Source organism: Methanococcus voltae (genome assembly GCF_024807655.1).
GTDB lineage: Archaea > AGJL01 > Methanococci > Methanococcales > Methanococcaceae > Methanococcus > Methanococcus voltae_D.
In genome coordinates this window covers 209,177-226,599 of sequence record NZ_JANUCR010000003.1, presented here as the reverse complement: position 1 = coordinate 226,599, position 17,423 = coordinate 209,177, and the positions used below count along the sequence as shown (strand labels likewise).

Sequence of the window (17,423 nt, the reverse complement as noted above, 5' to 3'; positions counted from 1 at the left end):
AAAGAAAATTAAATTAAAATAAAAAAATAAAATATAAAAATAATTTTTTTTTAATTTATCTATTTTATTCATATTAGTTAGTTTATATTAGTTAGTTTATATTAATTATTTTATTTATTATAGTTATTTTATTATTGTTCTATTTTTGAAAATATTTCATCTAATGAGTTTATTAATCCATCAATATGTTCCCTTTCAACAATCAATGGTGGTAAGAATCTTAATACTGTATCAGACGTACAATTTATAAGGTATCCCTTTTCAAGCATTTCAGGCACAATATTTGAGCCATTAAATGACAAATCTATGCCCAACATAAGACCTAATCCTCTTACTTCCTTTATAAATCCGTACTTATTTTTTAATTCTTCTAATCTCATTTTGAAATATTTACCTATTTCCAATGTATAATCAAGCTGATTTTTAAGTAATTCTAAAGTTTTTATTGCTGTAGCGCAAGCCATTGGATTACCTCCAAATGTGGTGCCGTGGCTTCCAGGTTGGAAAGCTTCCGCAACTTCTTCTTTAGCAATGATTGCACCGATTGGGAAACCATTTCCAAGTGCCTTAGCAAGTGTAATAATGTCTGGTTTTACGCCGTAGTGCTCGCAAGCAAACATTTTGCCAGTTCTGCCCATACCGCATTGAACTTCATCAAATATCAATACGATATCAAGCTCATCGCAGATTTTTCTAACTTCTTTTAAGTATTCTTTATCAACAGGGTAAATTCCACCCTCACCTTGAACAGGTTCAATGATTATTGCAGAGGTATGTTCTGAAACCATACTTTTAAGCGCTTCTATATCATTGAAAGGAGCATATCTAAAACCTGTAGGTAATGGTTCGAAACCTTCCTGATATTTTGGTTTTGGCGTAGCAGTAACGGTCGTTAATGTTCTACCGTGGAAAGAGTGCTCCATGGATATAACTTCTCCACTTTTAATAAATCCTTTTTTGCTACTAATTTGTTTACCATATCGTCGAGCAAGCTTTATTGCAGCTTCATTTGCTTCTGCACCGCTGTTGCAAAAGAATGACTTGTCCAAACCGCTTAATTCGACAAGCATTTTACCAAGTTCAACCTGTGGAACATTGTAATAAATATTTGAAATATGCATCAAATTGTCAATCTGTGATTTTAGGGCTTCCACAATTTCAGGATTACAGTGCCCCATATTGTTAACAGCAATACCGCCCAAAAAGTCAAGGTATTCATTCCCGTCAATGTCATAAACTTTCATACCTTTTCCTTTTGTAAGTACGACAGGTAATCGTCCATAGGTATGGATTATATTTTCTCTTTCATCGTTAATTATTGTTTGAGTCCTTTCTGATAATCTTTCTAAATTCGGCATAATTTTCCTCACAAGTATTTTTTTTAATTTTATTTTGGTATTTTTAGTATTATTAGTGTTATTTCTTTTATCAAGAATTTAACATATTATAATAACTTAATTAGATATTTAAATCCTACGATTATTATAATTATTATAATTATTATAATTACGATAATTACGATAATTACGATAATTTTTATAATTATACAATACTGTAATATTATAAATTAATTAGTAAGTACTACGATTAATTTTAGTATATAATGTTTATATATTATTTTTACCCATATTTAATTTACAATAAAAATCATACGTAAGATTAAGAAACAATAGTATGACATAATAATAAGACATAAACTTGAGGATGATATTTTGGATGCTTATTCGTTATTATTTTTAAAATGTACGGAATACGAGGTTTACAAAGGAGAAACAAAGGTTCCACTCTGGCAAATCACAAAAGAAGATATAAAAGCCAAAAATGTAAATTTTGACTTACCTTGGTCAAGTATTCAAGATTTGGCAATAACTTTGTTTGATATACTCAAAGACCAGAGAAGAAATCCTGATTTGACCTATTTAAATCTTGAGGAAATACTGGTTGGAATATCTTTCTTAAATTCTGAAAGTTCGGGAACTTTAATATCAAATCAAGATATGGCCACTATCGCTTGTATAAATCATTTAGACGATTTACTAAGCACCCGTATATCAAAAATATGTGCACATAACGTTCTTATGAAAATGCCTGAAACAGCTTGCTTATTTGAAAAAATAGCATTTGGTTTTCCGCAAAAAAAAGATGTAAAAATTACGGTAAACCCCGAATTAACTAAAATTATCCAAAGACTTAGAAACTGTGAATTTGAAAGTGAATTATTGAATTAAAGATTAAAGAAAGAATCATAAAACTAAGAAATAAACAATAGTAATAATAATAAGAATAAAATAAGAATAAAATAAGAATAAAATAAGAATAAAATAAGAATAAAATAAGAATAAAATAAGAATAAAATAAGAATAAAATAAGAATAAAATAAAATAATAATTAAAAAAAAGAAATAAAAATATAGAAAATATACTTAATAATTCTCATATTTTAATTTAAAAACATCTCATTGTAGGGATAATAATATGTATAACCTTGAATTAGACTTTGATGAAGAATATTTCGTAAATACGTACGGTTCAAAAATTAAAAAATTCATAAAGGACGAATTAGCGATAAATACGGTTCGTGATAACGTTTTTGAATTTGATATTAAAAAATTTTTACACGAAAATATAGAAGCCTGCGACATTACAGACCATATATACGAAAATCCAAAATTATCCGAAGATACCATTTTTCAAATCTTTAAAGAGGCTTATTTAGAGCTTTTCCCTATAGATAACTCTAAAAAAGTAGAGAAAGAACTCGAAAAAATACAAATTGCATTCAAAAATCCAATCGGTTGCGATAGAAAGATAGATGAAATTACATCCTCCGAAATTAATAATTTGGTTAAATTTGAGGGCAATATTATAAAAGCAGCTAAAGTATGCGCTTTATTAAAAAGAGCTTGTTTTGTATGTGCAAGTTGTGGAAATATCCAGTATAAAACAGTTCGTGATTATTTTACGCCTTTAAAGATGTACTGTAGAAATCAAAACTGCGGAACTGAAATGAGACTCGACCAGGAAAATTCAACTTATGCAAATATCCAAGAGTTAGAGATACAGCAACCAATCGATTTAATGAAAAATCCTGACGACCCACCAAGGAGCATAAGGACTTTTTTGGAAAATTCAAACGGAATTTACTCGGGTAGGGTTGACGTAGTGGGAACGGTGATGAAAAAACAATCTCGTCCTAATATGCCAGTTTATGAGATTTATACGAGGAGTAATCACGTAAATTTAAGTGAAAATTTCCAAAAAATAGAAGTTAAGGACCTTTTAAGAGATGGCGAAAAAGTAGATTTGCTTAAGGAACTCGGCAAAAATAAAAATATCATAGATATTCTTTCAAAATTCCTTATACCTCAAATTAAAGGGCACGATTTAGTAAAAAAGGCAATTTTATTGCAACAAGTGAAAGGATGTATTAAGTACCTACCTGACGGTTCAGAATTAAGAAATGATAGCCACATTTTATTAATTACCGACCCGGGTATCGGTAAATCTACAATGTTAAGAAGAATCGCAAGATTATTCCCTCAAAATGGTTATGCCTCTGTTACTACGGCTACAGGGGGAGGTTTAACTGCTAACGTAGTAAGGGAAGCTACGGAAATAGGTGATGGTTGGGTAGTTAAACCAGGGGTTTTTGTTAAAGCAAACCAAGGTACAGCTTGTATTGATGAGTTAACAGTTGATAAAAACGTTATGAAGTTTATATTAGAAGCTATGGAAAGCCAAACTATACATATTAACAAAGGGGGTATAAATGTTAAATTACCTGCAAAATGTGCCGTTCTTGCAGCTTGCAACCCTAAATATGGTAGATTTGACAGAAATTTAGGCGTAGTGGAACAATTAAATATGCCCCAACCTTTATTAAGTAGATTTGATTTAATTTTCCCATTGAAGGACAACCCTGACAGAAAGAGGGATGCAGAGATTGCAGACCACATTTTAAGTACTCACTATGAAAGTGCTACTAAACAGTACGATGTGTTGGCAGATTTAAATATTGGCGGTATAACGGTTGATGACGAGCTTTTAAAGAATTATATCATCTTTGCAAGGACTTGCGCTTATATGGAAGACAATAAAAACTTATATTTGCGAGAAACTGATTCAAAACTTATAAAGACGCCTAATTTGAATAAAAATTCTATGAAAATGATTAAAGATTTCTATGTGGACATGCGTAAGCACGGTGAGGGAAACAATCCTATACCGATAACTGCGAGACAGCTCGAAGCAGTCGTTAGGATATCCGAAATGCACGCAAAGGCAAGATTATCTGATAAAGTAAACGAAAAAGACACGAAAGTGGCTATTGACATAATTGACGAATGTTTACGACAGGTAGCTTTTGACCCAGAAACCGGTACTTTTGATATTGATAAAGGTATGGGTAAGATTCCAAAGTCAAAAATGGATAAAATGAACGTAGTGATGGAAATTATCCGAGAATTATCTGCATTAAGCGAGACTAAACTTGCTAATAAAGATGATATTATTAATAGGGCGGAAGAGTGCCATATAAAAGAAGTTGAAGTCGAAGACTTGTTGGAAAAATTAGCTAAGAATGCAGAAGTATTCTCGCCTAAATTTGGCAAATACCGACTTACTTAAAATTTTATATATTATTTTATTTTTTTATTTTATTCTTATATTTTTTAATATTTTTATTTTTATCTTTCTATTTTTTTATTTTATTCTACTTTATTTTAATTATAGTAAAGTTATATATATTATAATATACAATAATATCATAATTTGTTATAGCTTACTTTATATTCGTTAAAATTAACTTTATATATGCTTATTATATACATACACCTATATTTTTTAAGCACATTACCCAAAAATGGGAGGTATCACTATGAAAAATATAAAAATAAGCTTAATTATGGGCTTAATTTTATTATTAGGACTTGGAATGTCCGTAGTATCTGCAGAAACTCCGGAAGATTCTCAAAATTCTAATTTTAATGTAGAAGTAATTCCAAGCACCGATTTGACCAATATAAGCGTTGGACAAACATTCGAGATAACTGTTAAGTATGACCAAAGTATTGATGATTTAGCAGGCGTTGAAACAAGTTTAGAACTTCCAGGCAGTTTAGAAATAATATCCCTCACCGGAAATGACCACTTAAAAGAATTGGCAACCGAACAATTCTATAAATTAAAAACAAATAATAATATCATAATAAATTCATTTGTAGTTTTTGATGGAACAATAGATAAAAGTGCAGATTTGTATATTGTTAAAGTCAAAGCAAATGCCCCAGGGGATTATTATTCACTTTTAAAGTATGAATATTCCAATAGTAAGGGTGATTCAACCCCTACAGAATATTTAAAGAGTGAAATAAATGTTAAAGGGGAAGAAACCAGTGATAAAGGTTTTATTGATTCATTAATTGATATGATATTAAGTATTTTTAAATAACGATTAAATAACGATTAAATAACATTTAATAACTTTCAATAACTTTCTTTACCTTTTTAATTGTTGTATTGTTTATATTTTTGATTATTTTTGATATTGGATGGTTTACTATGAAATTAAATCTTAAAAACTATGGCATTAATGGAAAAAATAAATATTTCATATTATGTATATTGTTGGTATTTTTTTTAGCTACTTGTAATATTGCCCCCGCATCCAGTGATGACGATGAAAAGGACAATTTGCGAGTTAAATTAATAGAACACGATAAAACAAAATATCGTGAAGAATTAGAGTACGATGGTACTAATATAGTTCTTGACGTGGTTGTGGAAAACATTCCCACTAATTTAGGTTATTCTGAACGTTCTGATGAAAAGGACGGCGGTTGTAAAGGTTTAGATGTGTTAATGAACTACTCTGAAGAATATTTAAAACCTGTAAGTTTTAATTGGAGTGAAGATTTTAAAGACACAAAACTTAAGCGTTATAAAATGGAAGATGGAAAACTTGATTTATCGATTTCATTTGAAGATGTTGTTGAAAAAGACTTCATTTTAGGTACAATTATTTATACGCCAATAAAAGCTGGGGAAACCGAATTAACTATGGGCGGGGACATAACATCTAACTATGGATTGTCTTATAATGGAAATAACCCCTATTACAAAGATATAGAAAAAGTAGAAATTGCAGGGCGTTATCCTTCTATAAACTATTATGATTTAAAGTTGGATATTAAAAAAGAAGCTAATTACACCGGAGAAACAAAAACTACTGAAAAAGTAGATGAATCAAGCCAAAATACAGATATGGCCGACTCTTCAAGTTTGAATATTCGTGTAAATCAAGGCGAAACTGTGGTTCATGTGCAGGAAATTAATGTTTCACAAATAGAACCCAAAATAAGTGTAAATGTAGATACGGAGACAGTTTTTGATATTAAATTAGTATTTTTAGCAATAGGAATGGGTTTAATTTCAGGGGTAGCTTTCGGTTTATTCTCACGTTTTGGGGGTAAATAATATGAAAATAGATAAAAATTTAAGTAAAAATACAAATTTAAGTAAAAATCTAAAATTAAATTCTAAATTATTATTTGCAATTTTTTTATTTATTATGTTAATTGCTATCCCAAATACATTTGCACTCAACGAAAATGCGAATACAAATTATTCAATGACTTTAAGCCCCACAGTTAAATCAGCGGGAGTAGGGGACTCCTTTGAATTAACTTTATGGGGTAATACTCCAAAAGTATCTGCTATACAGTCAAAATTTAATTATGATACTGCTATGTTGGAATTAACTGATATAGAACTTGGTACGATTGCAGATACTGCATCAAGTAAACGTGCAGAGGTTTCATCGTCATTAATAACTATGTTGTGGTTTGACCCAAGTACTGCACCTGAAGGTTATTATAAAATTGCAACGTTATCATTTAAAGTTTTAAAAGGCGGTAATACGTCAATAGTTCCTCGAAATTATGAGTTTTCAGATAATACTGGTGTTTCAATAACTCCTGTTATTAATAAAGCCAATATATCAGTTTCAGAAGGTATGAAAGCCGAATTAATTATAAACAAGGCAACACCCAACGTAGATAACGAAGCCGTTTTAAAAATTTATGGCATTGATGCATCTAATCCAAATTTGGGTAATATATCCGGTAGTTTTAATTTTAACAACGATGGGAATGATAATGTTGAAATAATCGGTAATTATGATATTAAAGTTGCAAATTCTCAGTATAATTATTATATTATCGATAATTCAAAAAATTCATTTCTTATTTCTTTAAAAAATACTTCTGATGATGAATATGATAAAAGTTATACTTATAGTGAAATTATATCAATACCTTTAAAATTAAATAATCCAATAGATGACCTAAAAAGTGTGATAACCTACAATGTAAGCGTGGGAAACACTCCAATAGGTAATAAATCAGTTTCGTACGCAGGAGGCGTAATAGTAGATGATAAACCGTACTTTGCAGTAGTTCCAGCCAGTTCTTCAACGGCTGTATCATCTACAGACTTAACATTTTGTCAATACGAAAAATTTAGGCTTAAGGCATATAATATGGAAGACAATAACTTAACTAAGTTTTCCGGTTATATCTACGTAGATGAAAATAAATTCTCCGCAGATGAATTTAAAATATCTCAATTTTCTGAAGTTTATGAAAAAGTAAATTATTCAAAATTAGAGATAAATGAGAGTTATTTAATTTATAATATTACATTAGAGAAGGGAATTGAAGAAGATGATTATTCCGTTTTAGAATTTAGATTAACGCCTGCAAGCAATCAAAATTCAAGTGCGCCATTAATTTTGGGAAATTTCAGCGTATCTAATAATGAATCGGTAGTCAATGTTGATTTAGAGGATATTACCATTAATATATTTGAAAAAGATGCGAATGTAGCACCTACTATTTCAGCAGGGTATGTAATTTCAGATAATAACTATGTCTCATTTCTTCCATTCCCCTATGACCCTGATGATGACATAGACGATTTAGACTATGAGTGGAAATTTGGAGATGATGAGGAATCTACTACGGAAGAACCTTCTCACAGGTATGATTACGGTCAGTATTCTGTATCTTGCACCGTAGAAGATAAATTAAACGCAACAGGAAATATGCAAGGTTATTTAGTTTTAAAAGAATATAACGTTTTAAATTACACAATCGAAAAGGTGAATAACTCCTTTGCACTTGCAGATAATAATAATAATAATAATACTAACAGTAATGACAATATTAATGATAATAATAGCGAAAATACAAATATCACTTATTTAGCAACTTTTGAGCTATATAATCCGTTGTGTGCAGATGTAAGTGCTTTTGTATCATTTAAAAACCCTTCTGCATACAAAGTAATAGAAAATAGTGCAATTACTAAAAGTAGTAAAGAAGTGATGATTCCGGCAAATGAATCAAGAAATCTTACAATGATTATTACGTCTTCGTCAAATAAGCCATTTGATTTGAAATTTGATGTTAGATATTATCCGAGTTCTAAAACACAAGATGAAGAATTTTATTTGCAATATTACGAGTGGAATTTTGTGGAAAAATCACTCGAAGGGGTCATATCTTCATTAAGTAGTAGTTCAAATTACAGGGATATCAATTTAGGCAATCAAGAAATGACTTTTAAAGTAAATAAAATACCTGAAGTAAAAGAATATGAAATTACAAAGAAAATTGAAGTAATATCGCCTAATTCAGTAGTTCTATATATGATACTAACAGTAATAAGTTTTGCAGTAGGTTTGTCATCGGTAATTGTTGTGAAAAAACCTAAAAATCGTAGAATTTTGAGATATCACGCATTTAGGAATTTAAGGAAAATTTTTAATCATTTTAGGAGATATTAAAAATAATAAAATAAAATAAAAATAAATATTCTTTTTTAAATTCTTAACCATTCAATACCTAAGTCTTCGAGCCATTGGATATATCTACGTTTATCTTCACCATATAATCCTTTCCAGTCGATTAAAACAACATCTACAGGTTGTTTTGTTAAAAGTTGCATAAACATATTTTTTGACAACTTGGCGTGTTTTGGTACTAAATAACCCAAATAATATTCATCTTTTAAAGCTAATTTTGTGAATTTTGGGCTATAATGACCACCTCCAAGTCCAATTGCTTTTTTTAATGGTTTTTGTTCGTTTTTTAATAAAATATTCAATGTATCATCAAGTGCATTAGCAATTATTCTTGCAGGGTCTTTCATTTGCCATTGTTCTTCAGTACTACCTATTTCTACGAATACACAAGGCGCATCTAAATCCGTAGGGCCGTGATGTAGTACTTCGAAGCTAACTTCAAAGGTTATTTTTTCATCAGCTTTGTTTTCGACGTATTCTTTATTATATTCTTTATTATATTCGTTATTATAGTCATTTATTTTTTGCAAGAGAATCGTGTTTAACTCGGGCATACAATAAGGTATTTCTTCAGGATTTCCACCGTGTGAATTGTCTTCCGTAAGATTTCCTTGTGTATGTACGGTAAGTGTCGGCTTGCCTGTCGCACTGGCGTGTTTTGATAAAAAAATGTAGCATTCTGCTTTAGGATATATGGTTTTATCTGTTCTCGTCGTTCTTTCATCAATTTCAAAAATTTTATAGCCTTTTTTTTCCATTTCTTCTTTTAAATTCTGGCTCGCAGGGTCTTGTTTCGAGGAAATTAAAACATAATTTTTAATATCAAATTTTTTATCATATTTTTCAACATTATCCATTTTATCACAATATAGTACATATATTATCTATTTTAATTAAATTATTTGTTTTGATTTTAATTTAATTTACTTTAATTTACATATCTTTGAAAACTATATAAATATTTAGATGGTTTTAGATAAAATTTAAATAATTAAATCCTCTAATCGATATATGCTATTAATAGATAGAGAAAATAACTATTATCTTAAACATTAACGCATATGTTAACGCATATATCAACCATATTTTTTAATAATTAATAACTTCGGTGAATTTAATGAATGATAACAAGCAAGAAAAAAATATAAACGATAATACAAAAGATGAAAAAAAACCCTGTAGTAAGAGAAAAATAATTTTATTTGATTTAGACAGCACATTAATCGATTGTGAAGTAATTGATGAATTGGGAAGACTTAATAACGTTGAAAAAGAAGTCGAACAAATTACAAAAGATGCAATGGATGGCAAATTAGAATTTGAGCAAGCTCTTGAAAAAAGAGTGCAATTATTAAAAGGATTATCTGAAAAACAAATTTTGGAATTTTTAGAAAGTATTCAATTAATGAATGGGGCAAAAGAAACACTTTTTAAATTAAAGGAAAATGGATATATTACAGGTGTTGTAAGTGGCGGTTTTACATTTGCAACAGAAAGAATTAAGGATGTATTAAATTTAGATTATCAATTTGCAAATGAATTAGTATATAAAGATGGAAAACTCACTGGAGAAGTTATAAAAAATGTTTCAAGCAAACTTGCTAAAGGAGAAATCTTAACGAAAATCGCTGAAAAAGAAAATATTGATTTAAAAGATACCGTAGTAGTTGGCGATGGTGCAAATGACATCAGTATGTTTAATATTGCAGGTTTGGGGATTGCATTCTGTGCAAAACCTATATTAAAAGATAGGGCAGATTATTGTATTGACGAAAAAGATTTAAGTAATATTTTAAAAATTTTAAAAATAGAATAAATCAATTTTTTTTATTTTTATTTTTATTTTTATTTTGTTAGGTGGTCTTCAATATTGAAATATTCATCAATTTCCATAATCGGTTTATTATTATGGATTATGTAGTATTTTCTTTGAGGTAATTCTTCCCTAAGTGGATTTAACAACTTTTTAGCATCCTCGGGAACTTCTGAAACAGATATGTTTTCAATTTCTCTACGAGTTTCTAAATTATGAATTTTTAAAATTTTTCCAATGGGTATATCTGCAGAAAGAAGGTCTTTCTTAACACTTTCTCTGATATAATAGTCTTCAATGTTGCTCAATGGCGTTTTTGATGTAGCATATATTAAAGGGATATCTTTAACACTAAGGGCAACTGCCCTGTAGTTAACATTATCGATTATTTCTTGATAAACTGTTTTTACGGCGACTTTGCCTTCGAAAATGATTTCTAATAAGTTAGTGATACTTCCATCCGTACCAAGCAATATTTTTTCAACATTGGATAATTTATGTTGTTCATTAAGTTCTGAAATAACTTTGTAGGGTTTAATATTGACCATACATTCACCAGTAGTTTTTATAGTAATTTATACAATTCGGTAGCATATAATAGGATATATTGCAATTTTTTATATATTTCTCTATTTTTTTAATTATTATTTTTATTGGATATATTTGTTTTTATTTAATTTTATTTAATTTTAATTTAAAAATAATCATAACTTAAAATCTAATCGGATATTATTAAATTATTACAACGTTGTAAAAAAATAAAAAGAGTATTTATTAATTATTAATTATTAGTTTATTAATTATTAGTTTTATTATTTAATTCCCATAAGTTTCCTTAATAACATAGATGTACCCATTGAACAGAGGATATACCAGCCTAACCAGCCCAATACTGCTCCAGAAATTATTTCAAAGCCTCCCCTATAGAATATACCACCTATCCAATGCCAAATATCAATAAATAATATTTTTGAGATGATTACCGGTAATTGTACAATTGCACCGTTCCACTCAGGATTTGCTAAATGATAAACTCCATTTACATCAAAAATGTATCTTAAATAAGCAAATATTGCAATAATTGGAACCCAGGTGTAAATCATAGGTTTAAAACTCATTTTCATCATTTCCATTTGAGTTCCCATCATTTTCATCTGTTCAGCTTGTAATGCTTGCATCTGTTCAGGGTCTCTTCCCGCAGCTTTTGCTTTTTTCTGGAAAGCCTGCATCTCTTCTTTTATTTCGGCCATTCTATCTTGGTTAACCAAAAATTTAGTTGCTAAATTGATGATAAATGATACTATGAATGCAGTTGCTAAAATAAATAGCGCAGGGTCCATGCTATTTACCAAAGGCAAAAATACAATGTTCATTGCCCCTATAAACGCATTCCATATACTATCAAAAATTGAAGTAATAAATTCAAACATAATTTTCCTCATTGTAAATTTTATAAATTTATTGTCTAATAATACATAACCTATTTGATTAAATTTTAAAGTATATCCAACTTACCAATTTATAATAAGCTTATTAACTTTAATAATTTTAATAATCTTAAATTGTCGTAATCGTACCAATACCTATAATCTTTAAATCTTTAAAGATATTAAACTTTTTATTATATTTATAGATTTTGAATTACAATGTTATAATTTCTTAATAAAATAGTAATAAATTTTAATAAAAATTTGATTATGCAATAATTTGCATAATATAATGCAATTATGCAAGTGTAGATATTTCAGTGTATAGATATTATTTTACTTCTTTTGGAATACAATTCAGAACGTATTTCAGTTATTAATCCCATATTAACCGCTTCTTCTGGATTTAACGTAGTTCTTTCGAGCATAAACTCCTGGATTTGGGAAGCTTCTAAATTACTATTTGAAGATATAACCTTTGAAATATTTTCCATATCTACTTTTAATGATTTTAAACGTTCTTCGATATCTTTTTCGCCTAAATTAGATGTACTACTAAAAACTGACCTTACATCGTGGATTAAAAACCTTGATTGTGGTGAAGCATATCGTTCTTGACCGGCGCAGAATATTACAATACCAATAGAATCAACACTACCAAAATTATGGGTTGTTACATAAGCAGGTATTCCCTTTAAATAATTATATGCGCTTAATCCTGCTGTTACATCACCCCCGGGTGATGAAATAAGCAATTTAAACCGATATACTCCGCTACTCATTTCTTTATCAATAGCTGTAATTAGTGAAGTGATTGAATTTTGGTCAACAGGTCGCATAAATCGTATAACCACTTCTTTATCCTCATTATCAACAGAATTCATTCTCATATTTTAACCTCAAAACAATGTAATTTATAATAATTTATTTAATATTTATAGTTATAATTTGTCATATTATTCTAATTTTATTACTAAATGTATATTAGTTTATAATTTCAAATATATATAAAGTCCTGCATAATAACCATATAATGTAATTTATATACTCTAAAACTAAAGTTAAATAAAATAATAAAATAATAAAATAATTATAAAGTAATACTAATAATTATAAAATAATAAAATAATAAAATAATACGCTATAAAGTTAATATAATAATTAATTCGGTGATTTTATGATAATTAGGCCAAGAAGATTGAGAAAGACTCAAAAAATTAGAGATTTAGTTAGGGAAAATGATTTAAAAGTAAATGATTTAATAATGCCGGTATTTATTGACGAAACATTAAATGATGATGAAAAAACGCCAATAAAATCAATGCCTAATCAATATAGATTTGGAATAAACACAGCAGTTAAAGAATGTGAAGAAATAGCTAAATTAGGCGTTCCTGCAGTTATTTTATTTGGTATTCCAAAAGAAAAAGATGAAATAGCTTCTTCAGGTTATGACGATAACGGCGGAGTTCAAAAAGTAATACGAAACGTAAAAGAAAAATTAAATGACGATTTAATTATAATTGCGGACGTTTGTATGTGCGAATACACGAGTCATGGACATTGTGGTATAATCGCAGAAGATGGGGAAGTTTTAAATGACGAAACACTCCCTATTTTGGCTAAAATAGCACTTTCTTATGCAAAAGCTGGCGTGGATATTGTAGCCCCCTCAGATATGATGGACGGCAGAGTATACGAAATTCGTAAGACTCTCGAAGAAAATAACTATAAAAACGTTTCAATTATGAGTTATTCAGCAAAGTATGCGTCAGCGTTCTATGGACCTTTTAGGGACGCAGCAGATAGTGCACCACAATTTGGGGATAGGAAAGCTTATCAAATGGATGTAGCTAATTCAAAAGAAGCACTTAGAGAAATAGAACTCGATATCGAAGAAGGAGCAGATTTATTGCTTATAAAACCAGCTTTACCTTATTTAGACATCATAAGACTTGCAAAAGACAATTACAATATACCAATTGGTGGCTATTGTGTAAGTGGTGAGTATTCAATGGTTGAAGCAGCAGCTCAAAACGGATGGTTGGATAGACAAAAAACAATAATAGAAACACTTTTATGTATTAAAAGAGCAGGAGCAGATTTCATAATCACTTATTGGGCAAAAGAAGTTGCTGAATGGTTAAATAAGTAATAAAAATAAAATAATAAGATAATAAAATAATAAGATAATAAAATAATAAGATAATAAAGTAATAATAATAATAATAATAATAAGATAATAATAAAAAATAAAGATTTAATTTAAATATCTTTATTATCTTATTTTTTTAATAAAAATACTCTATCATTTTCCCTCACGAGATTGTCGATTTTTAAACCGACATTTTGACCTTTCAAAGCTTTTTCAACAATTGTTCCCTCAATTTGCATTGATTTAACAACTTGCTCAACACAACCCGTAGTTTCACCAGTTATTATTAGCTCATCTCCGTTTTCAATATCGTTCATTAAACTAATTTCGGCAACTCCGACCTTTTTATAGTAATTTACAACTTTTCCAGCTTCAATTTTTCGATAAGGTGAGGCATTACCTTCTATTTCGTACTGTAAATCGTGAGAGGCATTACAAGTATCCCTAAAGTAGAATCCTGTGTCATATTCACGGTTATATATTTTTTGAAGCTCTTTCTTAAAATACGGGATTTTTTCCAAGTAGGTGCCGTCATACGTTGAATCAATAGCTTCCCGATATATTTTAGTAGCTTTCATTACATAATCAAGGTTTTTAGCCCTACCTTCAATTTTAAAGCAGTTAAATACGTCCATAAGCTCTGGTACATACTCAATAGTACATAAATCTTTAGGGGACAATAAATATTTACCTTCACAGATTAATTCGTGCGTACCGTCCGAATGTTCATTTACTAATTTCCAATTTCTACGGCAAGGTTGTAGACAATCTCCACAATTAGCGTGCCTATTGAATAGATAAGAACTTAAGAAGCATCTTCCACTCATAGCAACACATAGAGCACCGTGAACAAATCCTTCAAGTTCTAAATTAATCTTCTGAGCATTAAGATTATTTTTTATTTCTTTTATTTGATTTAAACTCAATTCTCTTGATAATACCACCCTATCGGCAAATTTTGAGAAGAATTTTGCAGAAAGTGAATTTGTGATGTTATTTTGTACACTAACGTGTGCTTCGAGTCCCATTTCTTTTGCTTCTTGCATAAGTCCTAAATCACTTACTATTACGGCGTTAACTTCCGCAGATTTCGCAAAGTCTAATATTTCAAGTGCTTTTTGTAGGTCTTTTTCATATAAAACGGTATTCGTACATAGGTATACTTTTTTATCGTTTTCCTGTGCTATTTTTACGCCTCGAATAAGTTCGTCTCTTTCAAAGTTTTTCGTGGTTGCACGCATACTAAGCTCTTTTAATCCGCAATATACTGCGTCAGCACCGTTATTATATGCAGTAATTAATCCAGATAGGTCTCTTGCAGGAGATAATAATTCTACGCTTTTTTTAATGTTTTTATCCATAGTATCCCTAATTATTTTATTTTATTTTAGTTTAATTTAGTTTAATTTAGTTTTTAATGCCTTCAAAATCATATTTTATGTTATTTTCAATTATTTTTGCCAATTTGTCCAAATTTTCATCGAATACATCTTCTGACGATTTAGTTGACAATGTGTAATTATAATTATTTCTTTTTATAATTAAATTTAATAAATAATTTTTAAATTCTTTATTATCTAATATACTGTGGAAATAAGTACCTATTAACAATGATTTATCGTCTGATTTAACCATACCGTCAAATCCTTTGCCATTATTCCCAAAACCCTCAGATAGTCTTATTAATTCGCATTCTTCTGAATCGCTGAATTCACTAACTTGTGTAATTCCTTCGTGTAATTCATAGCCTTCTACTTCAAAACTAACTGTATTTTCGTTTTCAGGACTTTTAATATATAAAGTTCCTTTGGAATTCTTAATTACCTTTTTATTTTCGGATTTAAATTCTGTAATTACGTCAAAAAGACCCAAACCGTTAATAGTACCTATTTCAGACTCTACATTATCCTCATCAACTAATTTAGTGCCCATTATTTGATATCCCCCACAGATACCCAACAAAATCCCACCAGTGTTAACATATTCCTTTATTTTTTCATTCATTCCACTATTATTTAGTTTATCCATTTCCAATGTAGAACATCGTGTCCCCGGTAAAATTAACATATCTCCGGTTATATCCTCATCGAAATCTATAAATTTAATCCTTGCATCTGTAGAAAGTGCATCTACGTCTGTAAAATTCGCTATTTTCGAGAATTTTAGTACGTTTATCTCAATAGGGCTGCGCATATTTCCAAATACTTTTTTAGACTGTATAGCTTGACTATCTTCTTCAGGTAATATCAAACTTTCATCATATGGGATAAGACCTGCAACTTCGATATTTGTTAGCTCGGTTATTTTTTTGAAACCATCTGTTAAAACGTCAGCATTTCCCCTAAATTTGTTTATGATAAAGCCTTTTATGAGTTTTCTCCAATTTTCGGGCAAAAGTTCAACAGTACCGTAGAGAGATGCGAACACACCGCCCCTATCTATATCGGAAACTAAAAGTACGTCGGCATTTGCCATTTCAGCAACCCTTAAGTTAGCTATATCGTCATCTAATAGATTAATTTCACAACAGCTACCTGCACCCTCCATAATTACATAATCGTAATTTTTATCCAAATATTCAAGACTTTCTTTTATTTTTCCAATGAAAAAGTCTTTTTCATACCTATATTCGTTATAATCAAGGTTTTTATAAGGTTTACCTTGTGTTATAATTTGCGAAATAAAATTCCCTTTTGGTTTTAAGAGTACTGGGTTAAAATGGATTGAAGGTTCAACTTTTGCCGCAACAGACTGAGTATATTGAGCCACTGCAATTTCACCGTTTTCTTTGCTCACACGTGAATTTAAACTCATATTTTGTGATTTAAATGGGGCTACTTTATAGCCTTTATTGGCAAGCATTCTACAAATACCCGATACCATAACTGTTTTACCACTATTTGAGGCCGTTCCTGCAACCATTATAAATTTTGCCATTCTTACACCCTAATTTTTTATAATTTCGTAAATAAATTAATTTTTGACTGAATTAACCTTTATCAAATTGTTTTATTAATCAAATATTAATCAAATTAGTAAAAAATAGTATATATAATTTTATAATTTTTATTAAAAGATATGAATAAAAATAAATCAAATTTAAAAAAATAAAATCATTATGTAAGTTAAAAAAGAAATAAAGGAATATATGTTTATACCTATATCC

14 protein-coding genes are annotated in these 17,423 nt (G+C 29.2%); 7 read left to right on the top strand and 7 right to left on the bottom strand.

Going from position 1 to position 17,423, the window contains the following annotated elements; all coding sequences use genetic code 11:
- Window positions 1-131: 131 nt before the first annotated feature.
- On the bottom strand, window positions 132-1,358 hold the full coding sequence (locus J3E06_RS05195) for an aspartate aminotransferase family protein (RefSeq protein ID WP_013180231.1): 1,227 nt from the start codon (window positions 1,356-1,358) through the stop codon (window positions 132-134).
- 354 nt (window positions 1,359-1,712) lie between these two features.
- Between J3E06_RS05195 and J3E06_RS05190 the strand changes: the two genes are divergently transcribed.
- The 5 genes from J3E06_RS05190 to J3E06_RS05170 all read left to right on the top strand — a co-directional run bounded on the left by J3E06_RS05190 (window position 1,713) and on the right by J3E06_RS05170 (window position 8,844).
- On the top strand, window positions 1,713-2,228 hold the full coding sequence (locus J3E06_RS05190) for a hypothetical protein (protein WP_013180230.1): 516 nt from the start codon (window positions 1,713-1,715) through the stop codon (window positions 2,226-2,228).
- A 246-nt stretch (window positions 2,229-2,474) separates the two neighbouring features.
- Window positions 2,475-4,625 carry an ATP-binding protein gene (locus J3E06_RS05185; RefSeq protein ID WP_013180229.1) on the top strand — a complete coding sequence of 717 codons (2,151 nt, stop codon included), beginning with the start codon at window positions 2,475-2,477 and terminating at the stop codon, window positions 4,623-4,625.
- Window positions 4,626-4,875: 250 nt separating this feature from the next.
- Complete coding sequence (locus tag J3E06_RS05180; RefSeq protein WP_013180228.1) at window positions 4,876-5,448, top strand: hypothetical protein; 573 nt, start codon at window positions 4,876-4,878, stop codon at window positions 5,446-5,448.
- A 110-nt stretch (window positions 5,449-5,558) separates the two neighbouring features.
- Window positions 5,559-6,473, top strand: a complete 915-nt coding sequence (locus tag J3E06_RS05175) for a hypothetical protein (protein WP_013180227.1) — start codon at window positions 5,559-5,561, stop codon at window positions 6,471-6,473.
- 1 nt (window position 6,474) lies between these two features.
- Window positions 6,475-8,844 carry a cohesin domain-containing protein gene (locus J3E06_RS05170; RefSeq protein WP_013180226.1) on the top strand — a complete coding sequence of 790 codons (2,370 nt, stop codon included), beginning with the start codon at window positions 6,475-6,477 and terminating at the stop codon, window positions 8,842-8,844.
- Between the two features lie 35 nt (window positions 8,845-8,879).
- Here J3E06_RS05170 and J3E06_RS05165 read toward each other — a convergent pair whose 3' ends face one another.
- Window positions 8,880-9,719 (bottom strand): D-aminoacyl-tRNA deacylase, encoded by an 840-nt coding sequence (locus J3E06_RS05165; protein ID WP_013180225.1) that lies wholly within the window; start codon window positions 9,717-9,719, stop codon window positions 8,880-8,882.
- 260 nt (window positions 9,720-9,979) lie between these two features.
- Here J3E06_RS05165 and serB point away from each other — a divergent pair, with 260 nt between their 5' ends.
- A complete protein-coding gene (serB, locus tag J3E06_RS05160) occupies window positions 9,980-10,678 on the top strand; it encodes a phosphoserine phosphatase SerB (RefSeq protein WP_013180224.1) in 699 nt (232 codons plus the stop codon).
- Between the two features lie 29 nt (window positions 10,679-10,707).
- Here the strand turns inward: serB and J3E06_RS05155 are convergent, their stop codons facing one another.
- From J3E06_RS05155 to J3E06_RS05145, 3 genes are all read right to left on the bottom strand, one after another.
- On the bottom strand, window positions 10,708-11,223 hold the full coding sequence (locus J3E06_RS05155; RefSeq protein ID WP_013180223.1) for a chorismate pyruvate-lyase family protein: 516 nt from the start codon (window positions 11,221-11,223) through the stop codon (window positions 10,708-10,710).
- Window positions 11,224-11,487: 264 nt separating this feature from the next.
- Window positions 11,488-12,084, bottom strand: coding sequence for a DUF106 domain-containing protein (locus J3E06_RS05150; RefSeq protein ID WP_048187467.1), 597 nt, complete (start codon window positions 12,082-12,084; stop codon window positions 11,488-11,490).
- A 335-nt stretch (window positions 12,085-12,419) separates the two neighbouring features.
- Window positions 12,420-12,992 (bottom strand): ATP-dependent Clp protease proteolytic subunit, encoded by a 573-nt coding sequence (locus J3E06_RS05145; RefSeq protein ID WP_013180221.1) that lies wholly within the window; start codon window positions 12,990-12,992, stop codon window positions 12,420-12,422.
- Between the two features lie 287 nt (window positions 12,993-13,279).
- Here J3E06_RS05145 and hemB point away from each other — a divergent pair, with 287 nt between their 5' ends.
- Entirely contained in the window at window positions 13,280-14,257 is a 978-nt protein-coding gene (gene hemB, locus J3E06_RS05140; RefSeq protein ID WP_013180220.1) for a porphobilinogen synthase, read from the top strand.
- A gap of 128 nt (window positions 14,258-14,385) precedes the next feature.
- On the opposite strand, the gene J3E06_RS05135 is transcribed toward hemB, so the two are convergent.
- Window positions 14,386-15,618, bottom strand: coding sequence for a peptidase U32 family protein (locus J3E06_RS05135; protein WP_013180219.1), 1,233 nt, complete (start codon window positions 15,616-15,618; stop codon window positions 14,386-14,388).
- A 46-nt stretch (window positions 15,619-15,664) separates the two neighbouring features.
- Window positions 15,665-17,194 carry a cobyric acid synthase CobQ gene (gene cobQ / locus J3E06_RS05130; RefSeq protein ID WP_013180218.1) on the bottom strand — a complete coding sequence of 510 codons (1,530 nt, stop codon included), beginning with the start codon at window positions 17,192-17,194 and terminating at the stop codon, window positions 15,665-15,667.
- Between the last annotated feature and the right edge of the window lie 229 nt (window positions 17,195-17,423).